We start from the raw sequence: 20,035 nt of genomic DNA on the forward strand, positions 1-20,035 counted from the left end.
GACGGCGGCCTGGCAGCCCTGCCCGAAGCCCCGGACGCGTGGGTGCACATCCTCCCTCGGAAGAAGGCGCCGGCCGGATGAGCGGGCCACGAGGTGACGGATGAGGCACGCGGGCTGGAGGACGTGGCTGGGGGCGGGCGTGGGGGCGTTGCTGCTGGCGGCATGCCACACGTCGGAGGAGGAGGCACCGCCGGACCTCGACGACGTGGCGGCGGCGACGGTGACGCTGGAGCCGGGCCACTGTGCGGGCGTGGTGGTGGAAGACGGCCGGCACATTCTCACCGCCGCGCACTGCCTCCGGAATGAGGACTCGCGGGTGCCCTTGTCCTTCCTGGGCGGACGCCGGATGGACGGCAGCGCCGTGCACGTGGACCGGGGCCGGGACATCGCCATCCTCCGCCTGGACGCGCCAGCGCCGGTGCGCCCACTGGACGTCGCCCAGGCCCTGCCCACTCCGGGAGAGCCGCTGGTGTTCGCGGGCCGCAATGACCGTCCCGACAAGCCTCAGCAGGCCGTGCTGGAGCGGCTGGGCCGCTGCCCTTCGCTTCCCGAGGTGCCCGCCGCGCTCTTCACCACCATCCGGGGCCGGCCGGGGGACTCTGGCGCGCCGTTGGTGGACGCGCGCATGCAGGTGGTGGGGCTGGTCCACGGCGGGGCCGCCTGCCGCATCGCCGCGCCCACCGCGGGGCTCGCGGAGGTGGTGGCGCAGCTGCCGCGAAGGGGACCGGCCCTGGCGCGGCGGGCGCCGCCTCCGCCTCGCCAGGCCGCCCTCCCATCAGTGGGCCCTGGCGTCGTTGCCCCTGGGGCCGCCCGCTCTGAACTTGGAGCGAACGGGGCGGAACCTCACGCCCTCCCTACCCACGGAGACGGCACCATGGCTGGCAAGAAGGACAAGGGCCCCCAGGACGCGCGGCCCAGGGACATTGGCGATGACCAGCAGGCGGGCTTCCACGCCGGGGAGAATTTCCAACCGCGCAACCGCGGGCAGGTGGCGGACGCGCAGGACCGTGGCGCGGCGGACGCCTCCCGGCACCTCGCCCACGAGCACGGCGACGCGGCGCCCCACGCCGACACACCGTGGGAGGCGCGCGTGGAGCGCGGCGAGGAGTGGACGTCCCAAGATGTCCCGGAGAGGGAAGCCCGAGGCGACGAGGAGCCCGACTCCGCCGTCTCGCGTCAGGGCCTCGTGAGCCCCCCTCCCGAGGAGTAGGCGCCGCGCCTCGTCCCCCACGGACCCAAGGGGTGCTGAGCACCCCCTCTTGCTCCCCGCTGGCGCGTGGGGTGATGCTGGGCCTTTCGCCGGGGGAGAGCGTGTGCACCGGGCACCGCCGGGCGGCTGCCTCCCTGAGAGTCGGGGTGTCGTGAAGCCGAAGGTCCTCATCGTCGAGAATTCGTGGACGATGCGGGAGACGCTCCGTCTCCTGCTCTCAGGCGAGTTTGACTGCACCACGGCGGCCGACGGCGAGTCGGGGCTTCAGCAGGCCCTGGCGCACCCGCCCGATGTGCTCATCTCCGATGTGAACATGGACGGAATGGACGGCTACGCGCTCTGTGGCCACTTCCGCTCCGAGCCCACGCTCAAGCACGTCCCCGTCATCTTCGTCAGCGGCTATGCGCCTCGCACGGAAGGGCCCGCGGACCAGCCCGTCCCGGACGCCTACCTGGTCAAGCCGGTGAAGCCGCCCGTGCTCATCGCCCAGATTCACGCGCTGCTGGCTCGCGCGGACGCCGTCACCCCGGCCGCGCCCACCACCCAGCCCGCGTGGAAGAGCTGAGGCCGCCCACCCCGAAGCACCCGGCACGGCGCGTCGCGAGTGAGAAGACGGGCGCCGGCCTCGCTGGAGCGCGGGACGGCCGCATGGCGCCCGGGCGTTGCCACCAACGAACGGGTGACACACGGGGTGGTCCGGTGACGATTCGACTCAAGCGGGCGTACGAAGCAGCAAGCCGCACGGATGGGCGGCGCTTCCTGGTGGAACGGCTGTGGCCGCGAGGCGTACGGAAGACAGCGCTTCCCATCGAAGCCTGGCTGAAGGATGCAGCCCCCAGCACCGAGCTGCGGAAGTGGTTTGCACACGACCCTGACCGCTGGTCCGAGTTCTGCCGGAGATACACCGCCGAGCTCGCGGCGAATCCCGCGGCATGGCAGCCCCTGCTCGAAGCCGCGCGCCACGGCACGGTGACGCTCGTCTACAGCGCCCATGACACCGAGCACAACAACGCGGCGGCCCTCCAACAGTTCCTCGAAGAGGCGTCCGGCGGCGCCGCTCCGAAGAAGCCTCCATGTGCCTCGCGGCGAGGCCGGGGCCGCTCGACGCGACACACCTGACGTGCCGCCAAGGGAAAGCGCGCCGTGGCTCAACTCCCCCGGTACGTGGAGTAGCCGAAGGGGCTCAGCAGCAGCGGGACGTGGTAGTGCTCGTCCGGCGCCGTGAGTTCGAACACCACCGTCACCGACGGGTAGAAACCGCGCACGCCGAGCGCCCGGAAGTACGCCCCGGTGTCGAAGGCCATCCGGTAGACGCCCGGCTCCACGCGCGCCCCCTGGGGCAGGAAGTCGCGCACGCGGCCGTCGCCGTTGGTGACGCCGCGCGCCAGCTGCGTCCATTCGCCCGAGTCGCCTTGCAGCTCCAGGGTGATGGGAACACCGGACGCCGGCCGGCCCCGGTGCGTGTCGAGAACGTGAGTGGACAGAGTGCTCATGACGCCAGCAGCTTCTCCAGTCGGATGCGGGTGATTTTCGCCTGCTCCCCGGCCGCGATGCGCAGCTCCTCGTCCGGTGCGTTGTCCAGCCGCTCGCGCAAGAGCTCCAGCATCTCCGCCGCGCTCTTGCCCGTGGCGCACACCAGGAAGATGAAACCGAAGCGCTGCTCGTAGGCGGCGTTGCCCTCCGCCAGCCCTTGCAACACCGCCTCGTCCGCGCCCTGCACCCCACCCTGCTCCTGCGAGGACCACGAGGCGGTGGATGCGAACTTCGCGCGCAGCTGGGACACGTCACCGATGCGCGGGTGGTGCGTCATGGCCTCACGCCAGTCGTCCGGTCCCGTCTGCTTCCAGAGCCACGCCGACTCCGAGAACAGGTGCTGCGCGTCGCGGAAGGGCCGCGAACGCACCATGCCGTCCGCCCAGCGGGATGCGCCGCAGCAGCGCATCAACTCCGCGCGCGCCTCCGACGGCAACAGGGAATTGAGTCGAGTCAGTCCGCTGCTCATGCGGGCCGCCCGTGGACCCGCAGCCGGCTGACGCCGCCGTCGGGATAGATTTTCAGACGCACGTGGGTGAAGGGCCCCTTCGCCGCCAGCTCGGACTCGTAGAAGTGGCGGTGGTGCGCTTGGAGCTTCGTGCGCGGCAGCAACTCCGTCCACGCGATGTCATGCGCGTTGGCGAAGTCCACCACCGGCTCGCGCAGGTAGCAGCCTTCGATGGAGCACGTGTCCGGGTAGTTGCCCTTGAAGAAGGCCGTGTCCACCTCCACGCGCTGCACGGTGCCCGGGACGGCGAGCTTCACCACAATCCAGTCGAAGCCCGGCAGCACGCGCTTGCGCCGCGTCTCCCAGCCCTCGCCCATGTTGGCGGCGCGCCCCGGGAGGATGAGGTTGTCCTTGGGGCCGAAGAAGGAGTCATTGCACGCCACCACCGTGCCGCCATTCTCCGCCGCCGCCAGGTCCACCGTACCGCCGGCGTGGGACAGGCGCTCGAAGTCCGGCCGCACCTCGCCATGGACGCGGAAGCGGGCCACGCCGCCATCCGGGAAGATGTTGAGCCGCAGGTGCGTCCAGCGCTTGTCGCTGGCGATGGGGAACAGGTTGCGCGTGCCGCCCTGCAGCTTGAGCTGCGGGAGGATGGGCGTCCAGGTGGCCTCGGCCAGGGCCTCGGGCGTGGGCGAGCCCTCCACCTCCAACGCATCCACCGAGGCGTACTCGGGGAAGTTGCCGAGGAAGTGGTTGGTGTCGATGTCCACGCCGCGCACGACGCCCGGCAGGCCGAGCTTGAGGATGCACCAGTCATGGCCCGGGACGCGCTTGCGGCGCGACTCCCAGCCGTCCATCCACTTGCCGTTCTCAGTGAACTTGCCGGGGATGAAGATGCCCCGGCCGGGCTTCAGCAGGTTCTCCTTCCCCGCGAAGAACTCATCGCTGGCCAGCAGCGCCTGACCGCCCACGTTCTCCGCGGCCAGGTCGATGAATTCAGTGAAGGCAATCCGCAGCCTTCCCTCTTCGGGTGAGTGCATGGTGTGTGTCTCCCAAGTGCTTCAAGCAGCGGCGCGCGTCCCCACGGGGCGGCGCACCCAGAGTCCCGACGGGCGCGGCATCGGCTGGCCGCGCTCGAAAACCCTCGTCCCTCGCAGGAACGTCATCTCCACCACGCCCGTCAACGTCCGGCCCGCGTACGGCGTTATCGGATGACGGTGTAGCAGGCGCTGTGGCTCCACGGCGAATGAAGCATCCGGGTCGAACACCACCAGGTCCGCGTCCGCACCGGGCGCCAGCGTCCCCTTGACACCCGCGAGGCCCACCAGCCGCGCGGGGGCTTCGCACATCCAGCGCACCAGCGACTCCAGCCCCAATCCGCGCCGCTTCGCCTCCGTCCACACCGCCGGCAGGCTGAGCTGCAACGACGCGATGCCGCCCCAGGCCGCGCCGAAGTCGCCGCGCTCCAGGTGCTTCAGCGCGGGCGTGCACGGTGAGTGGTCCGACACCACCAGCTCGATGTCCCCCTGCGCCAGCCCGGCCCACAGCCGCTCGCGGTTCTCCGCCTCGCGGATGGGTGGCGCGCACTTGAAGTGGGTCGCGCCGTCCTCAATCTCCTCCGCCGTGAAGCTCAGGTAGTGCGGGCACGTCTCCACCGACACGTCCAGGCCCTCGCGCCGGGCCTCGCTCAGCACGGGCAGCGCCTCCGCGGAGGACAGGTGGACGATGTGCACGCGGCAGCGGTGCGCGCGCGCCAACGCCACCATCATCCGGATGGCCTCGTTCTCCCAGCGCTTCGGGCGCGACTCCAGGTAGCCGCGGTACGTGCGCGCGTCCCCACCGGCGACCAGCCCTTCCACCGGGGACTCCAGCTCCGCGTGGACGATGAGCGGGACGCCCCGGCGCGCGAGGATGGGCATGGCCACGTCGAGCACCTCGCGCGTCGCATGCGGAAACTCGTCCACGCCGGAGGGGCACAGGAAGCACTTGAAGCCGGAGATGCCCGCGTCGATGAGCGCCTCCAGTTCGCCCGCGTTGCCCGGGATGACGCCGCCCCAGAAGGCATGGTCCACCTGGCAGCGCCCCTGGGCCGCCTCGGCCTTCAGCTTCAGCGCCGCCAGCGTGGTGGTGGGCGGCAGCGAGTTGAGCGGCATGTCCACCACCGTGGTGATGCCTCCCGCGGCCGCCGCGCGCGTGGCCGTCTCGAAGCCCTCCCACTCGGTGCGGCCGGGCTCGTTGATGTGCGCGTGGCTGTCCACCACACCGGGCATCAGCACCTTGTCGCCCACGTCCACCACTGGCAGTCCGGAGGGAATCTCCGCGTGAGACACCACCGCGGCCACCTTGCCGCCACGCACCACGACCGCCGCCTCGCGCACGCCTTCGCCCGTGACCACGCGTCGGCCGCGCACCACGAACTGCTCTCCACTCATGGCTCGAATTCCTTCTCGTCGTAACCCGCAAGGGACTCGAAGAACGCGTCCCGGTCATCCACGTAGAGCTGCAGCGTCACCCCGGACACGAGCCGGGGCAGGCCGTACTTCATGCCGGAGATGCTCGCGCCCCCGAAGCCCAGCGAGAGCAGGCAGCCAAAGGTGAAGTTGAAGATGCCCTGGAGCCATGGCGCCTTCCCCGGTTGCTTCTCCTGAAGCTCGAAGTGCGCGCCCAGGTACGGGTGCCGCAGCAGGTCCGCGTGCGACTGTCCCTCGGGCGGCGTGTACCGGTCCTTCCACAAGGCGATGTCGCCGTGGAGGCCCGCCAGCTCCGGACGCAGCGACAGGTCCGTCACCGTGCCGCTACCGATGATGAGCTTGTCGAACACGAACTGCCCATGAGGCGTGGTGACGCGCGCCTGTCCGTCCACCTCTTCCGCGCCGAGCCAGGGACTGCCGCCGTGCAGGTGGAACTGGGGAAAGGCCCGCGCCCGGCTGAAAGTGTCCGACGGTGGCAACTGCCCCATCTCGATGATGCGGTGGATGAAACGCCAGCGGTCCGCGTCCGGCAGGTCCGCGTGGTGCTTGAGAAAGCCCACGAACTCCGCCCAGCGGTAGGGATTCACGTTGGGCAGCGTCTTGCGGCGGTAGAAGAGGTGGACCTCGGCCGCGCCGTGCTCCAGCGCCACGGCGGCGTTGTCGAATGCGGAGGCCCCTGCGCCGAGCACCCCCACGCACTTGCCACGCAGGGCCTCGAAGTCGATGGCGTCACGCGTGTGGGCGTACAGCTCGCGCCGCAGCCCGGCCACCACGGACGGCACTTCCCAGCGGCCAGAGCCGTCAATGCCCGTGGCCAGCACCACCTTGCGCGCATGCACCACGTCCGTGGTGCCCTTGCGTGTGTCGATGAGTGGAACGGAGAAGCAGTCCTCCTCCGCGCCCCAGGCGATGGCCCCCGCGCGCGTGCCACACCGCACGGGGATGGCGAGCGTGCCGCGGTACCAGTCGAGGTAGTCCGCCCACATCTCCTTGGGGATTCGGACCACCGCCTCCCACGAACCTTCGCCGTGCTGCGCCTCGTACCAGGACTGGAAGCAGAGACTTGGCAGGTTATGGTCCGGGCCCGTCAGGTGCTTGGGTGTCCGCAGCGTGTGCATGCGGGCGAAAGTCTTCCACGGTCCGGCGAGGCCCTGCTCGCAGTCATCCACCACGAGCAGGTTCGTGACGCGCTCACGCATCAACCCGAAGGCGGCGGTGAGCCCGCTCTGCCCACCACCGATGACGAGCACGTCCAACACGGCCCGTCCGTCCCGCGTGCGGCGCGGCAGCACCCACGGTCTGCGTGGGTACTCCAACTGCTCCAGGTCCTTCCGGATTCGAGTTTCCAGCGCGGCGAGAGCAGAGGCGGAAGGCAGCTCGGCGGGGCTCGAGGGGACGCGCATGGGCCTCATCGTATCCGCGCACCGCGTCAGTGAGCCAAGACGCCCCGGAATGACAGGGAATTGTCCAAAACCCCAAAGGTTCACTGGAGATTACGTCACCTTCAACGCTTCCCCCACTGGGCTGCTTGGCTATGCTGCGCGCCCTTCGTTTCCGCCCGAGGTGAATCCGCGTGATCAACGCCCATACCCGCGTCCCGCCGCCGAAGAACGAGCCTGTCCTCTCCTATGCGCCCGGTACCGCCGAGCGCCGGGAGGTACAAGCCGAGCTGAAGCGCATGGCCGGTGAGCAGATCGACATCCCCGTCATCATCGGCGGCAAGCACATCCGCACCGGCAAGACGGACACCGTGCGCATGCCGCACAACCACTCGCACGTGCTGGCCACGCTGCACGAGGCGGATGCCAGCCACGCGGAGCAGGCCATCCAGGCCGCCCTGGCCGTCAAGGACGACTGGGCGCGCATGCCCTTCCAGTCGCGCGCCGCCATCTTCCTGCGCGCCGCGGAGTTGCTGGCCTCGCGCTACCGTCCCATCCTCAACGCCGCCACCATGCTGGGTCAGTCCAAGACGGCCCACCAGGCGGAGATTGACGCGACGTGCGAGGCCGTGGACTTCCTGCGCTACAACGTCCACTTCGCCGAGCAGATTCTCGGCTGGCAGCCGGAGGCCGCGCACCAGACGTGGAACATGACGGACTACCGTCCGCTGGACGGCTTCGTCTTCGCGGTGGCGCCGTTCAACTTCACGGCCATTGCCCTCAACCTGGCCACCGCGCCGGCGATCATGGGCAACGTGGTGCTCTTCAAGCCGTCGTCCACGGCGGCCCTGAGTGCCTGGTACATCATGGAGCTGCTGCGCGAGGCGGGCCTGCCCGACGGCGTCATCAACATGCTCCCGGGTGACGGCCCCACGGTGGGCAACCCGGTGCTGGCCAGTCCGCACCTGGGCGGCATCCACTTCACCGGCTCCACGCCGACGTTCAACGCCATGTGGCGCACGGTGGGAGAGAACATCTCCCGGTACAAGCAGTACCCCCGCATCGTCGGCGAGACGGGCGGCAAGGACTTCATCGTCGCCCACCCGTCCGCGGCGGACGACCTGGAGGCGCTCGCGGTGGCCATCGTCCGCGGCGGCTTCGAGTACCAGGGCCAGAAGTGCTCCGCGGCCAGCCGCGTCTTCATCCCCGAATCCCTGTGGCCCAAGCTGAAGCCGCGCCTCCAGGCGCTCATCAGCGAGGTCCGCATGGGTGACGTGTCGGACTTCAGCAACTTCATGGGCGCCGTCATCGACGAGAAGTCCTTCAAGAAGGTCTCCTCGTACATCGACCTGGCCAAGAGCGACAGCGGGGCCAGCATCGTGGCCGGCGGCGACGTGGACCGGAAGCAGGGTTGGTTCGTGAAGCCCACGCTGGTGCAGCTCGACAGCCCCACCCACCGCATCCTTCGCGAGGAGATCTTCGCGCCGCTGGTGGGCCTGCACGTCTACCCGGATGCGAAGTACGAGGAGACGCTGCGCGAGGTCGACCAGGCCGCGTCCTACGCCCTCACCGGCGCGGTGTTCGCGCGCGACCGGAAGGCCATCGACACGGCGCTGCGCGAGCTGCGCCACGCGGCGGGCAACTTCTACATCAACGACAAGCCCACCGGCGCTGTCGTGGGCCAGCAACCCTTCGGCGGTGGCCGCGCGTCCGGCACCAACGACAAGGCGGGCTCGGCGCTCAACCTGGTGCGGTGGACCAGCCCCCGCACCATCAAGGAGACGTTCGTCCCGCCCGTGAAGGTGCCCTACCCCTTCATGGACAACGACCCGAACGAAGGCGCCATCTGAGGCACGTATGAACGGTCCGTTCCCCGGCATCGCTGGCCTGGACACGTACGCGCTGGTGGACGGTGGGAGCCGCGTGGAGGTCATCCCTTCACGCGGTGCCATCGTCACCCGGATGAACGTGGACGGTGACGAGCTGCTGTACCTCGACGAGGCCACGGTCGCGGACCCGGCGAAGAACGTGCGCGGGGGCATCCCCGTGCTGTTCCCCAACGCCGGGCCGCTGCCGGGGGACACCTATTCCGTGGACCGTCAGCAGTACACGCTGCCGCAGCACGGCTTCGCGCGGAAACTTCCGTGGAAGGTGCGGCATGCGGACGCATCACGGCTGGTGGTGGAGCTGTCCTCCAACGAGGAGACGCTGCGCCACTTCCCGTGGCGGTTCGACGCACGGCTCACCTTCTCGCTGGCCGGCCAACGGCTCACGCTGGAGAGCGCGTTCGAGAACCAGGACACGCGGCCCATGCCGCTGCACCTGGGCTTCCATCCGTACTTCCGCGTGCCGGACGCGGCGAAGGCCCAAGCGGGCGTGGACACGGACGCCACGCGCGCGTGGGACAACTGGCGCAAGCAGGACATGAACGTCACCGGGCTGAACCTCTCCGAGGAGGAAGTGGACCTTCACTTGAAGGACCACTCGAAGCCGGAAACGACGTTGGAGCGGGGCCCCGGGCTCAAGCCCATTCGCCTGTCGTGGAGCCCCGAGTACCGCGTCCTCGTCGTGTGGACGCTGCGTGGGAAGGACTTCGTCTGCGTGGAGCCGTGGACCGCCGCCAAGGGTGCGCTGGCCACGGGGGAAGGGCTGCCGCACGTGCAGCCTGGAACTCGGACGTCGCTTCGCTTCGATATCCAAGGCTGAACGGCAGGGCCAGGAGCCCCCCCGGGGCGACTCCTGCACCTTGCTGTTCGGAAATGTCGGGACATTTGCCGCCGCGCAAAACCCCCGACATTTCCGAACAGCGACCTCCCAGCCTCCTCCCGGACCTGGGGGCCCCGACCTCGATGGAGTTTTCGAACAGTGGGCTCCTGGCCCCCTACCCCGTCAGCGCGAGCAATTCGCCTCGCAGCCAGCGGTTGCGCGGGTCCGCATCCGCCTGCCGGTGCCAGTAGACATGAAGCTCCAGCGGGGGCAGGGACAGCGGCATCGGCAGGAGGTGGTTGCCCAGCAGCGCGTGCAACTCCGCCGCGCGCCGCCTCGGCATCGTCAGCAGCAAGTCGGAGTCCGCGACGAGTTTGAACGCAGCCTCGTAGTGCTGACACCGAACGACGACGTCACGCTGGTAGCCCAGGCGGCTGAGCACCAGGTCCTCCACGGCCAGCCCGGTGCGGCGCGAGGACACGGTGACGTGCCGGGCCGCCATGTACTTCGCCACGTCCAGCTTGCGCCTGCTTCGGCTCACCACGCAGAAGGTGTCTTGCAACAGGGCCGTGCGCTTCAGCTCCGCTCCGGTCTGCTGCTCCACGTCGATGGAGAGGTCGAGCCGCCCCGACGCGAGGTCCCGCTCCAGCCGCGCCCGGTCGAGCCGGACGCTGGAGATGCGGACCTCCGGCGCGTGCGCCCGTAACCGAGCCACGAGCAGCGGGAGGATCGACGGCTCCAGCACGTCGTTCATCGCCACCGTGAACTGGCCCACGTCCCGGCGCGGGTCGAAGCCGCGTCCGCGATGAATCGCCTGTTCGAACAGCGCCAGCGCCTCCCGAATCTCCGGCGCCAACCGCTCCGCGAACGCCGTGGGCGCCACACCGCGCCCCTCCCGGACGAACAACGGCTCTCCCAGCTGCTCGCGCAGGCGTGCCAGCGCATGGCTCACGGCCGACTGACTGAGGAACAAGACCTCCGCCGCGCGCGTCAGGTTCCGCTCCCGGAGCACCACGTCGAAGACCCGGAAGAGGTTGAGGTCCAGCCGGGCGAGCCGCGCCGAATCCTGAACAGGGTTCATGGTTACACATGACCAACATTCACTGGATGCATCAAGGCCCCATGCGCAGGATGAAGGCCATGGACTTCGAGCCCAGTGAGCGAGCCAAGGACTACCTGGAGCGCGTGAAGCGCTTCATGAGCGAGCACATCCTGCCGGCGGAGGCCCGCTATCACGAAGAACTCCGAGCCACCGCCCAGGGGGGCGACTGGAAGACGTGGCGCGTGCCGCCCGTCATGGAAGAGCTCAAGGCCAAGGCGAAGGCCGAGGGCCTGTGGAACCTGTTCCTCCCAGACGAGAAGCTCGGCGCCGGGCTCAGCACGCTCGAATACGCCCCCATCGCCGAGGAGACGGGCCGCAGCTTCATCGCCCCCGAGGTCTTCAACTGCAGCGCCCCGGACACCGGCAACATGGAGGTGCTCTGGAAGTACGGCTCCGAGGCCCAGCAGGAGCGCTGGCTGAAGCCGCTGCTGGCCGCAGACATCCGCTCGGTGTTCTGTATGACGGAGCCGGACGTGGCCTCGTCGGATGCCACCAACATGGCGGCCACCGCCATCGTCGACGGCGACGAGGTCGTCCTCAATGGCAGCAAGTGGTGGTCCAGCGGCCTGGGGCACCCCAACGCGAAGGTGGTCATCTTCATGGCCCGCACTCCCGACACTGGAGGGGACCGCCACCACCAGCACTCCATGGTGCTGGTGCCACTGGACGCGCCGGGCGTGAACATCCGCCGCATGCTCCCCGTCTACGGCGACTACGACGCGCCCCACGGCCACGGCGAGGTGCACTTCGACAACGTGCGCGTACCGCGCGACAACATCATCGCCGGACCGGGGATGGGCTTCGAGATTGCCCAGGGCCGGCTCGGACCGGGGCGCATCCACCACTGCATGCGCTGCATCGGAGCCGCGGAGCGGTCCCTGGAGCTGATGATTGACCGAGGCATGAAGCGCACGGCCTTCGGGAAACCGCTACTCAACCTGGGTGGAAACCGCGAGAAGGTGGCTGAGGCGCGCATCGCCATCGACCAGGCACGGCTGCTGACGCTCTACGCGGCCTGGAAGATGGACCAGGTGGGAGCGCTCGGCGCCATGACGGAGATTTCCGCCATCAAGGTCGTCGCGCCAAGTGTCCTCCAGAAGGTGGTGGACGACGCCATCCAGCTTCACGGCGGCGCGGGTGTATCCCAAGATACGCCGCTGGCGGGATTCTTCGCCCAGGCGCGCAGCCTGCGCCTCGCGGATGGCCCGGACGAAGTGCACAAGGGTCTCATTGCCCGCATCGAGCTGTCGAAGCGGGGGTTCTCCCGGAGCTGACGGCCATGGCAACTCAACGCATCTTCATCACCGGTGGTGCCAGCGGACTTGGCAAGGCCATCGCCGTGCGCTTCGCTCGCGCCGGCTGGAAGGTCTGCATCGGCGACGTCAACGACACCCGCGGCGAGGAGGCATTGAAGGAGCTCTCCGCGTTGGCGCCCCAGGCCCATTACCTGCGCTGTGACGTGCGGCGTGAGGAGGACCTGCGCGAGGCCCTGGACTGGCTCACGGCGCAGTGGGGCGGCGTGGACGTAGTCATCAACAACGCTGGTGTCGCGCAGGCCGGCGCCATCGAAGACGTGTCGATTGACGACTGGCAGTGGATCATCGACATCAACCTGCTGGGCGTCGTGCGTGGGTGCAAGGTGTTCACGCCTGCCTTCAAGAAGCAGGGCCACGGCCACATCGTCAACGTGGCATCCATGGCGGGCCTGCTCGATGTGCCGCTGATGAGCAGCTACAACGCGACCAAGGCCGCCGTCGTGTCGCTGTCCGAGACGCTGCACAACGAACTGGCGGAGTACGGCATCGGCGTCAGCGTCGTGTGCCCGTCCTTCTTCAAGACGAACCTGGGTGATTCGCTGCGCACCACGGACCCTCGGCTGGGGGCCACCATGGCGCGGCTGCTGGAGCGCTCCGCCATCACCGCGGATGACATCGCCAACGACGTCTTCGACGCGGTGGCCGAGCGCGGTTTCTACATCCTGCCCCACGCGGACGGCCGCAGGGCCTGGCGGATGAAGCGCCTGCTGCCACGCGACCTCTACGCGTGGGTCATGCGCCGGAACACGCGGGGCATGCGCCCTGGCGCGCATCCAAAGGCCGGCTGAACAAGGGGCCATCACGCATGCCACCGACCGCGACCATCGACCCCGCTGGCGCCGTGCGCCCGGGTGAGGAGCTGAACCTCCCCGCCGTGGATGCCTGGCTCAAGGCCCAGGTCCCCACGCTGGAGGGCACCCCGGAAGTCACGCAGTACGCGGGCGGTGCCTCCAACTGGACGTACCGGCTGAAGTACGCCAACCGGGACCTCATCCTGCGCCGCCCTCCCGCGGGGACGAAGGCGAAGTCGGCGCACGACATGGCCCGTGAGTACACGGTGCAGCAGGCGCTGAAGCCGGCCTATCCCGTCGTCCCCACCATGGTGGGCCTGTGCCAGGACCCGGCCGTGATGGGCTCCGACTTCTACGTCATGGAGCGCATCGAGGGGCTCATCCCGCGCAAGCACCTGCCCCGGGGGCTGGCGCTGGACGCGAAGCAGACGCGGACGCTGTGCCTCAACGTCATCGCCAAGCTCGTGGAGCTGCACGCCGTGGACCCGGTGGCGGTGGGCCTGACGTCACTGGGCAAGGGGCCGGGCTATCCCACGCGGCAGGTGGAGGGCTGGTCGGCGCGCTACGAGAAGGCACAGACGTGGAACGTCGCCAGCTTCCGCTACGTGCGCGACTGGCTCAAGGCGAACACGCCCGCGGACATCGCCACGTGCGTCATCCACAACGACTGGCGCTTCGACAACGTGGTGCTCGCTCCGGAGGAGCCCACGCGCATCATCGGCGTGCTCGACTGGGAGATGGCCACCCTGGGTGACCCGCTGATGGACCTGGGCAGCGCGCTGGCCTATTGGGTCCATGCCGACGACGACTTCCTGATGCGCTCCACGCGGCGCCAACCCACGCACCTGCCCGGCATGCTCCGGCGCGAGGAGGTCGTGGCGTACTACCTGGACCAGACGAAGCTGAAGCCCGCCAACTGGACCTTCTACGAGGTGTTCGGCCTCTTCCGGCTCGCCGTCATCGCCCAGCAAATCTACTACCGCTACCACCACAAGCAGACGCGCAACCCCGCGTTCAAGAACTTCTGGGTGCTGGTCAACTACCTGGGCTGGCGCTGCCACCGGCTCATCCGGAAGGGGGCGCGCTGATGGGCGTGGTGTATCTGGTCCGGCACGGACAGGCCTCGTTCGGCGCGGCGAACTACGACCAACTGTCGGAGACAGGCCTCGTACAGGCCCGGGTGCTCGGCGAGTCCCTGCGCGAGCGGCTGCCCCGCGTGGACGCCGTCGTCACCGGCACCATGGCGCGGCACCGGCAGACAGCGGAGGCGTGCCTCGCCGCGCTCGGCTGCGGCACCGTGGCCGTGCAGACGGCGGGCTTCAACGAGTTCGACCACGAGGAAATCGTCGCCCGGCACACGCCACGCTACGCGGACCCGGATGTGCTCCGAGCGGAGCTGTCACGGACGGAGTCACCCCGGCGCGCCTACCAGGCGCTCTTCTCCGACGCCGTGGCCCGCTGGGTGGCCGGCCAGCACGACGCGGAGTACACCGAGCCCTGGTCCGCCTTCGGCGAGCGGTGCCGCCGCGCGCTGGATGCCCTCATCCAGAAGATGGGCGCGTCGAAGAACGCGCTCGTCTTCACCTCCGGGGGCACCATCACCGCCATCTGCCAGGAGCTGCTCCGCATCCCCGACGAGCACGCCTTCCGCCTCAACCTGACGCTGGCGAACTGCGGCCTCACCAAGGTCATCTACAGCGAGCGCGGCCGTTATCTGTCCACGCTCAACGAGCACAGCCACTTCGAAGGCGCCCAGCGCGCGCTGCTCACATACCGCTGAGCGGCGCGCCGTCGTACCGCAAGTCCTCCCACGCCAGCATCGCCCGCTTGCGTGAGGCGCCCCAGCGGTACTCCCCGAAGACGCCCGTCTTGCGCAGCACGCGGTGACAGGGAATCAAGAGCCCCACGGGGTTCTCGCCTACCGCCGAACCCACCGCGCGCATCGCCTTGGGCTTTCCAATGGCGCGTGCGAGGTCCTCGTACGTCGTCACCTCGCCCGACGGCACCCGCAGCAGCGCCTGCCACACCTGCACCTGGAAGGGCGTGCCCCGCACCAGCACCGACAAGGGGCTCGACTCCGAGCCACCGTGCCCCGCCTGGAAGATGCGCTCCATCCATGGCGCCGTGCCCTCGGCGGACGCCTCGAACGTGGCGCGCGGCCACTGCTTGCGCAGCGAGGCGAGCGCCTCCTCCTCTGACTCACCCGAGAGGAAGTGCAGGCCGCAGATGCCACGCTCGCAGACGGCGAGCAGACACGCGCCGAACGGTGACAGGTGGACGCCATGGCGCACGGTGAGCCCTTCACCGCCCAGCTTGTATTCCCCCGGTGTCATCGACGTCAGCGTCACGAAGAGTTCATGCAGCCGGCCGCTGCCCGACAAGCCGACCTCCAGCGACGTCTCCAGCACGCTGCGACGCTCGTCGAGCAGGCGCCGGGCCGAGCTCAGCGTGTGAACCTGGATGAAGCGCTTGGGGCTGATGCCCGCCCAGCGCGAGAAGAGCCGCTGGAAGTGGAAGGTGCTCAGCCCCACGTGCGCGGCCACGTCGTCCAGGGACGGCTGCTCGCGCGCATGTGCGTCGAGGTAGAGGATGGCTTGTTCGATACGGGCGTAGTCGCTGGATGCCATGCCGATGCTCCTGGGATGCGCTTCGCGAAAACGTATGTCCGCCAACACATGGTGGAGCAACCCGGTTCTTGCGCTGTCCTCGCGCGCCGGGCGTGCGATGACATGAGGTGTCATTGTGCAACAACCGGAAACTCCACCCCGCACGTCGCCTCAGACAAGGAGCGTCATGCTTCCAGAGGAAGACTTCCTGGCCGCGGAAGAGGCGCTGAGACAGGCCATGCTCTCGAGCGATGTCGCTGCGCTCGACGCCCTCCTCTCCGACGACCTCCTCTTCGTCAGCCACACCGGCCGCGTCCTCGACAAGGAAGCCGACCTGGAATCGCATCGCTCGGGAGCCCTGCGCCTCACACGGGTGGACTTCACCGACACACACTTCCGCTACCTCTCCGCGGGCGCCGTGGTCATCGTCCATGCCGCGCTATCCGGTGAGTTCCAGGGAGCCCACTTCGAAGGGAGCTTCCGCTACACGCGCGTGTGGCAGGTTGTGGACGACGCGCCCCAGGTCGTCGCGGCCCAGTGCACGGCGGTGGGTTGACTTGACTCCTGAGAGACGAGCGCTTATCCGTTAGCGCCAATGACGTCGCTAAGCGCCATGTGTCGAATGTCGATGCCGGGTGGGCTCTCGCCCTCCAGGTTCGGCTGATGTCCGTCCGACCCTGGTGAGCCTCCGAGCCCATCCACCCGCGAGGGTTGGTGGGCTCCGTCGTTTCTGGACACGCGCCCCCTGCTCTCCACGCGCGCCTCCACCTGACGGCACGCCGTCTTCTCCCAGCCCTCACCTTCAGGAGGGCCGTTCCCGCATCGCCCCCGGAGAGTCTCCGTGTCCACCACCCACCTTCCCGCCCCGCGCGTCTTCGACGTCTCCCTGCCCGACTTGACGCTGGAGGCAGGTGCCCGCCTCACGAACCACCTCGTCCGCGGCTGGTGGTGGGGCCCCGCGGAAGACGTCCCCTGGCTCGAGTCGCGCGCACGCGTCCTCTCCGAGGACGAAGCCCAGGCGAGCGCGCTGCGCGTCGTCCGCCGCACCGTGGCCGAACAGCAGGCGCTCGCGGCGGGAGCCCGTCATCGAGGCCCGGCCCGAGCCCCCGCGCCCATCCCCACGGTGCTGCTGGTCCACGCGCTCACCGGCGACATGCGCGCGGGCGGCAAGGGCGGCTGGTGGGAGCCACTCATTGGCCCGCGGCGCGCGCTGGACCCTTCCCGCGTGCGGCTCCTGTGCTTCAACAACCTGGGCTCCTGCTACGGCACCAGCGGCCCCGCCGACGAGGGCTTCCCGCTGCGGACGGACGACGCGCGCTTCGGTCCGCCGTTGCCGCTGCCCAAGGGCGACCTGAGCCAGGACGAACAGCGCCTGCCCGCCACCGTCACGCCGTGGGACCAGGCCCGGAGCATCCTGCTGGCCATGGACGCGCTGGGTCTGGACGAAGTGGAGCTCGTCACCGGCGGCTCACTGGGCGGCATGGTGGTGCTCTGCCTCGCGGCGTTGGCGCCGGAGCGCTTCGCGCGACTCTTCCCCATCGCCACCACGGAGTCCGCCACCGCGTGGGTGGTGGGCCTCAACCACGTGGCGCGGCAGGCCCTGCTGATGGACCCGGGCTTCCCCGAGTCCCCCCGCCGGGGCCTGGAATTGGCCCGGCAGCTCGCGATGCTCACCTACCGCGCGGAGCCCGGCCTGGAAGCGCTCCAGGGCCGCCCCGCCGAGTGGTCCTCACGCGCGCTGCACCCCATGCACAGCTATCTGGAATACCAGGGCCAGAAGCTGGAGAGTCGCTTCGACGCGCGCGCGTACCTGGCGCAGCTGGGCGCCATGGACCACCACGACTTGTCACGCTTCCCGGGAGGCGGCCTGGCCCGCATCCGCGCGAGCGCGCTGTGCGTGGGCATCGACACCGACCAGCTCTTCTTCCCCAGCCACATGGCGACGCTGGCGCGGCGGCTGCGCGAGCACGGCCTCCACGCCGAGCACGCCACGCTGTCCAGTCAGCATGGGCACGACGGCTTCCTGCTGGAGTGGGACGCCATGGCCGTCCTGCTCGCGCGGGCGCTCGCCCTGCCCACGGCCAGGGGCCCGGAGCATGCCTTCCCGCGCTGGCCGGAGGTGCGCCCCGCCCTCAGCTCACCTTGCGGGACGAAGGCGTGACCACGGCCACCGGCGCGTGGTGGGACCACAGGGGCGGCTCGGCCTCGTGGGTGAAGGCGCGCAGCCGCCGGTACTCCGGATAGGACGCCTGGAGCGACAGCACGTCTCCAGGCCGGATGACCTCATCCCCCTGAGGGTGAAGCCGCTCCTCGCCATTGCGTTGCAGCGACAGCGCCAGGCAGCCGAACCGGTCCCGCACCTCGGAGATGGTGAGCCCCGGCAGCCCCAAGCGCGCCTCGAACAGCGAGACGACCATCAGGTGCTTCGCCAGGTGGAACGAGTGGACGATGCGCGGGTCCATGGCCGCCAGCGCCATGGCCGGGGCCGCCAGCGACGAGCTGGAGAGCGCCTCCGCCTTGAACGTCTCGCGCACCTTGCCGCTCAAGTCGTCGTCGAAGAGGCGGATGACCACGCGAATGTCCGGGTTGAGCTTGCGCGCATCCAGGGCGATGTTGAGGTTCGCCAGGTCGTCGTCCGTCGCGCAGACGATGGCGGACGCGTCCTTCACGTTGGTGCGAGGCAGGCACAGCGGGCTGCGCGTGTCGTCGATGAGCAGCGGCACCAGCTCGTCGCGCAGCGCGGACACGAAGGCCGCGTCCTCGCGCTTCTCCACCACCACCACGTCCTTGCCCATCTCCCGCAGCTGCGTCACCACGCGGTAGCCCACCCGCCCCGCTCCACACACCACGACGTGGCCCTTCATCGTCTCGGAGACCACTTCGATCCACTCCTTGTCGTTCTTGTGCCGGGCGAAGAAGAGGTACGCGAAGCGCACCACACCATCCGCGACCAGCGCAATGCCTGATGGCGGAATCACCAGGTTGAGCAACTCCACCAGCCAGTCGTCCACATAGGGCAGCGACGGCTGGCCGTAGAGCAGGAAGTAGGTGTGGTGCAGCGCCTCGCCGAAGTCGATGCGAGCGCCGTCCGGCCCGCGGAAGCGCCAATGGAAGAGCAGCGGCCCTCCCAGGAACAGCACGGCGGACAGCACCAGCGTGGTGCGAAAGCGCCGTACCAGCGCCCGCAGGTAGCGCAGATTGGCCCGGAAGTGCCTGCGGGACTGCTTCATGGAGGCTCCTCGACTACGACGCCGGGGTGATGCCCGTTTCCGCCGAGTTCCGCGCGCGACGCCGCTCCACCATCCACACCAGCAGCACGCCCAGCTCGTAGCAGAGCAGCATGGGGCCGGCCATCAGCGACAGGTTCACCACGTCTCCCGTGGGGGTGATGATGGCCGCCGCGATGAGGCACACCACGAAGGCGTGGCGCTGGTACCTGAAGAGCCAGGACGACTTCACCACGCCCACCACGCCCAGCAGGGCCATGACGAGCGGCAGCTCGAAGATGATGCCGAAGGCGAGGATGAGCAGCAGCACCAGCGAGAGCTGCTCGTGCATGGACAACATGGGCCGCGTCCACCGCGCCGCCTCATGCGCCGCGTGCGCCGTGGCCAGCTCCTTCTCCAGCCGCCACAGCCCCGCCAGCTCCTCGGTGCGCGTGGGGGCGATGCCCGCCAGCAGGCTCGCCGAGCCGTCCATGGCCGCCGCCGCCGCCGCGAAGTCCTTCTTCTCGTAGGCCGTCACGGCCTCCACGCGCTTCTCCACCGCCTGCCGCAGCACGCCGCGGGACTGCGCGCCGTAGCCCACCGACGCCGCGTCCAAGAGCCGCCCCAGGCCATCCAGCCGCCCCGTCATCTCCACGCTGGCGGCGGGCGCGGCCGTGGGCGCGGGTGCCTGGCCCTGGCCCTCCGCGCGCAGTTGGGTGCTCGTCTCCTTCGCGATGCGCCCCGCCTCCTCCGCTTCGCCCAGGCGAAGGAAGCGCAAGGCGTCATCCGCGCGCAGCCGGGCCGTATCCAGGCGCTGCTCCAGCGCGAGCGTCTCCTCCTCGTTGAGGAGGAAGGTGAACATGGAGGGCAGCACCGCGAAGTAACAGAAGGCGGCGCCGAGGAGGAAGGCGATGGAGCCGAACGCCACGAAGGGCGCGGCGAAGCGGCGCTCCTCCGGATACAGGCCGGGCGAGACGAAGCCCCAGATCTGCATCAGGATGACGGGCGTGGTGAGGAAGATGCCGCAGTACACGCCCACCTTCATCAGGACGTTCAGCTCTTCGATGCCGGACGTGTAGATGAGCGAGCGATTCTCGGGGGGCAGCGCATCCAGCACCGGCTGCATCAGCAGGCCGAAAATCGGCTTGGCGAAGACGAGCGAAATCGTCCCCAGGACGAGCACCGCGATGGTGCACCGCATGAGGCGCGAGCGGAGCTCCGTCAGGTGATCCGCCAGACTCATGCGCAGTTCGGAGTCGGCACCGGG

The 20,035-nt window shown here is 69.4% G+C and carries 20 protein-coding genes; 11 read left to right on the plus strand and 9 right to left on the minus strand.

The window, feature by feature from the left end:
* Window positions 1-100: 100 nt before the first annotated feature.
* From F8M74_RS37730 to F8M74_RS07120, 3 genes are all read left to right on the plus strand, one after another.
* Window positions 101-1,210, plus strand: coding sequence for a serine protease (locus F8M74_RS37730; protein WP_228560493.1), 1,110 nt, complete (start codon window positions 101-103; stop codon window positions 1,208-1,210).
* A gap of 151 nt (window positions 1,211-1,361) precedes the next feature.
* Entirely contained in the window at window positions 1,362-1,775 is a 414-nt protein-coding gene (locus tag F8M74_RS07115) for a response regulator transcription factor (RefSeq protein WP_163884349.1), read from the plus strand.
* Window positions 1,776-1,909: 134 nt separating this feature from the next.
* The gene (locus F8M74_RS07120; RefSeq protein WP_140799747.1) at window positions 1,910-2,329 is read left to right on the plus strand and encodes a DUF488 domain-containing protein; all 420 of its coding nucleotides are present in this window, start codon (window positions 1,910-1,912) and stop codon (window positions 2,327-2,329) included.
* Between the two features lie 29 nt (window positions 2,330-2,358).
* On the opposite strand, the gene uraH is transcribed toward F8M74_RS07120, so the two are convergent.
* From uraH to F8M74_RS07145, 5 genes are read right to left on the minus strand one after another with little or no spacing between them, the layout of a single operon-like run.
* Complete coding sequence (gene uraH / locus F8M74_RS07125; protein WP_141256135.1) at window positions 2,359-2,703, minus strand: hydroxyisourate hydrolase; 345 nt, start codon at window positions 2,701-2,703, stop codon at window positions 2,359-2,361.
* Window positions 2,700-3,212 (minus strand): 2-oxo-4-hydroxy-4-carboxy-5-ureidoimidazoline decarboxylase, encoded by a 513-nt coding sequence (gene uraD / locus F8M74_RS07130; protein ID WP_141256134.1) that lies wholly within the window; start codon window positions 3,210-3,212, stop codon window positions 2,700-2,702. Before uraD ends, uraH begins: the two co-directional genes overlap by 4 nt.
* Entirely contained in the window at window positions 3,209-4,231 is a 1,023-nt protein-coding gene (gene alc / locus F8M74_RS07135; RefSeq protein WP_141256133.1) for an allantoicase, read from the minus strand. Before alc ends, uraD begins: the two co-directional genes overlap by 4 nt.
* Before the next feature lie 21 nt (window positions 4,232-4,252).
* A complete protein-coding gene (gene allB / locus F8M74_RS07140; RefSeq protein WP_141256132.1) occupies window positions 4,253-5,623 on the minus strand; it encodes an allantoinase AllB in 1,371 nt (456 codons plus the stop codon).
* Window positions 5,620-7,065: an FAD/NAD(P)-binding protein gene (locus F8M74_RS07145; RefSeq protein WP_141256131.1), complete on the minus strand. Its 1,446-nt coding sequence runs from the start codon at window positions 7,063-7,065 to the stop codon at window positions 5,620-5,622. The genes allB and F8M74_RS07145 overlap by 4 nt, the downstream gene beginning before the upstream one ends.
* Window positions 7,066-7,235: 170 nt before the next feature.
* Here F8M74_RS07145 and pruA point away from each other — a divergent pair, with 170 nt between their 5' ends.
* Together pruA and F8M74_RS07155 are read left to right on the plus strand one after the other, a co-directional pair.
* A complete protein-coding gene (pruA, locus tag F8M74_RS07150; RefSeq protein ID WP_141256130.1) occupies window positions 7,236-8,891 on the plus strand; it encodes an L-glutamate gamma-semialdehyde dehydrogenase in 1,656 nt (551 codons plus the stop codon).
* A 7-nt stretch (window positions 8,892-8,898) separates the two neighbouring features.
* The gene (locus F8M74_RS07155; protein ID WP_141256129.1) at window positions 8,899-9,747 is read left to right on the plus strand and encodes an aldose epimerase; all 849 of its coding nucleotides are present in this window, start codon (window positions 8,899-8,901) and stop codon (window positions 9,745-9,747) included.
* 175 nt (window positions 9,748-9,922) lie between these two features.
* On the opposite strand, the gene F8M74_RS07160 is transcribed toward F8M74_RS07155, so the two are convergent.
* Window positions 9,923-10,828 carry a LysR family transcriptional regulator gene (locus tag F8M74_RS07160; RefSeq protein WP_141256128.1) on the minus strand — a complete coding sequence of 302 codons (906 nt, stop codon included), beginning with the start codon at window positions 10,826-10,828 and terminating at the stop codon, window positions 9,923-9,925.
* Window positions 10,829-10,887: 59 nt separating this feature from the next.
* On the opposite strand from F8M74_RS07160, the gene F8M74_RS07165 reads away from it, so the two are divergent.
* The 4 genes from F8M74_RS07165 to F8M74_RS07180 are packed head-to-tail and all read left to right on the plus strand — an operon-like array spanning window position 10,888 to window position 14,736.
* The gene (locus F8M74_RS07165; RefSeq protein ID WP_141256141.1) at window positions 10,888-12,123 is read left to right on the plus strand and encodes an acyl-CoA dehydrogenase family protein; all 1,236 of its coding nucleotides are present in this window, start codon (window positions 10,888-10,890) and stop codon (window positions 12,121-12,123) included.
* A gap of 5 nt (window positions 12,124-12,128) precedes the next feature.
* Window positions 12,129-12,953 carry an SDR family oxidoreductase gene (locus F8M74_RS07170; protein ID WP_141256127.1) on the plus strand — a complete coding sequence of 275 codons (825 nt, stop codon included), beginning with the start codon at window positions 12,129-12,131 and terminating at the stop codon, window positions 12,951-12,953.
* Between the two features lie 17 nt (window positions 12,954-12,970).
* The gene (locus F8M74_RS07175; protein WP_141256126.1) at window positions 12,971-14,044 is read left to right on the plus strand and encodes a phosphotransferase family protein; all 1,074 of its coding nucleotides are present in this window, start codon (window positions 12,971-12,973) and stop codon (window positions 14,042-14,044) included.
* Window positions 14,044-14,736, plus strand: a complete 693-nt coding sequence (locus F8M74_RS07180) for a histidine phosphatase family protein (protein WP_141256125.1) — start codon at window positions 14,044-14,046, stop codon at window positions 14,734-14,736. Before F8M74_RS07175 ends, F8M74_RS07180 begins: the two co-directional genes overlap by 1 nt.
* On the opposite strand, the gene F8M74_RS07185 is transcribed toward F8M74_RS07180, so the two are convergent.
* Window positions 14,723-15,583, minus strand: coding sequence for a methylated-DNA--[protein]-cysteine S-methyltransferase (locus F8M74_RS07185; RefSeq protein ID WP_171410269.1), 861 nt, complete (start codon window positions 15,581-15,583; stop codon window positions 14,723-14,725). The genes F8M74_RS07180 and F8M74_RS07185 overlap by 14 nt on opposite strands.
* Window positions 15,584-15,749: 166 nt before the next feature.
* On the opposite strand from F8M74_RS07185, the gene F8M74_RS07190 reads away from it, so the two are divergent.
* Window positions 15,750-16,118 carry a nuclear transport factor 2 family protein gene (locus F8M74_RS07190; RefSeq protein ID WP_216620039.1) on the plus strand — a complete coding sequence of 123 codons (369 nt, stop codon included), beginning with the start codon at window positions 15,750-15,752 and terminating at the stop codon, window positions 16,116-16,118.
* A gap of 285 nt (window positions 16,119-16,403) precedes the next feature.
* Window positions 16,404-17,723: an alpha/beta fold hydrolase gene (locus tag F8M74_RS07195; protein WP_141256122.1), complete on the plus strand. Its 1,320-nt coding sequence runs from the start codon at window positions 16,404-16,406 to the stop codon at window positions 17,721-17,723.
* Here the strand turns inward: F8M74_RS07195 and F8M74_RS07200 are convergent.
* Complete coding sequence (locus F8M74_RS07200) at window positions 17,695-18,792, minus strand: TrkA family potassium uptake protein (protein ID WP_141256121.1); 1,098 nt, start codon at window positions 18,790-18,792, stop codon at window positions 17,695-17,697. The two genes, F8M74_RS07195 and F8M74_RS07200, sit on opposite strands and share 29 nt — an antisense overlap.
* A gap of 13 nt (window positions 18,793-18,805) precedes the next feature.
* A complete protein-coding gene (locus F8M74_RS07205) occupies window positions 18,806-20,011 on the minus strand; it encodes a twin-arginine translocase subunit TatC (RefSeq protein WP_141256120.1) in 1,206 nt (401 codons plus the stop codon).
* Between the last annotated feature and the right edge of the window lie 24 nt (window positions 20,012-20,035).

This window comes from Myxococcus sp. CA023, from assembly GCF_010998615.1.
Lineage (GTDB): Bacteria > Myxococcota > Myxococcia > Myxococcales > Myxococcaceae > Myxococcus.

What these genes read in the sequence shown, in the direction of transcription:
- F8M74_RS37730 (WP_228560493.1), top strand. Translation starts at nt 101, where the DNA reads ATGAGGCACGCGGGCTGGAGGACGTGGCTGGGGGCGGGCGTGGGGGCG.
- uraH (WP_141256135.1), bottom strand. Translation starts at nt 2,703, where the DNA reads ATGAGCACTCTGTCCACTCACGTTCTCGACACGCACCGGGGCCGGCCG.
- uraD (WP_141256134.1), bottom strand. Translation starts at nt 3,212, where the DNA reads ATGAGCAGCGGACTGACTCGACTCAATTCCCTGTTGCCGTCGGAGGCG.
- alc (WP_141256133.1), bottom strand. Translation starts at nt 4,231, where the DNA reads ATGCACTCACCCGAAGAGGGAAGGCTGCGGATTGCCTTCACTGAATTC.
- allB (WP_141256132.1), bottom strand. Translation starts at nt 5,623, where the DNA reads ATGAGTGGAGAGCAGTTCGTGGTGCGCGGCCGACGCGTGGTCACGGGC.
- F8M74_RS07145 (WP_141256131.1), bottom strand. Translation starts at nt 7,065, where the DNA reads ATGCGCGTCCCCTCGAGCCCCGCCGAGCTGCCTTCCGCCTCTGCTCTC.
- F8M74_RS07155 (WP_141256129.1), top strand. Translation starts at nt 8,899, where the DNA reads ATGAACGGTCCGTTCCCCGGCATCGCTGGCCTGGACACGTACGCGCTG.
- F8M74_RS07160 (WP_141256128.1), bottom strand. Translation starts at nt 10,828, where the DNA reads ATGAACCCTGTTCAGGATTCGGCGCGGCTCGCCCGGCTGGACCTCAAC.
- F8M74_RS07165 (WP_141256141.1), top strand. Translation starts at nt 10,888, where the DNA reads ATGGACTTCGAGCCCAGTGAGCGAGCCAAGGACTACCTGGAGCGCGTG.
- F8M74_RS07170 (WP_141256127.1), top strand. Translation starts at nt 12,129, where the DNA reads ATGGCAACTCAACGCATCTTCATCACCGGTGGTGCCAGCGGACTTGGC.
- F8M74_RS07175 (WP_141256126.1), top strand. Translation starts at nt 12,971, where the DNA reads ATGCCACCGACCGCGACCATCGACCCCGCTGGCGCCGTGCGCCCGGGT.
- F8M74_RS07180 (WP_141256125.1), top strand. Translation starts at nt 14,044, where the DNA reads ATGGGCGTGGTGTATCTGGTCCGGCACGGACAGGCCTCGTTCGGCGCG.
- F8M74_RS07185 (WP_171410269.1), bottom strand. Translation starts at nt 15,583, where the DNA reads ATGGCATCCAGCGACTACGCCCGTATCGAACAAGCCATCCTCTACCTC.
- F8M74_RS07190 (WP_216620039.1), top strand. Translation starts at nt 15,750, where the DNA reads ATGCTTCCAGAGGAAGACTTCCTGGCCGCGGAAGAGGCGCTGAGACAG.
- F8M74_RS07200 (WP_141256121.1), bottom strand. Translation starts at nt 18,792, where the DNA reads ATGAAGCAGTCCCGCAGGCACTTCCGGGCCAATCTGCGCTACCTGCGG.
- F8M74_RS07205 (WP_141256120.1), bottom strand. Translation starts at nt 20,011, where the DNA reads ATGAGTCTGGCGGATCACCTGACGGAGCTCCGCTCGCGCCTCATGCGG.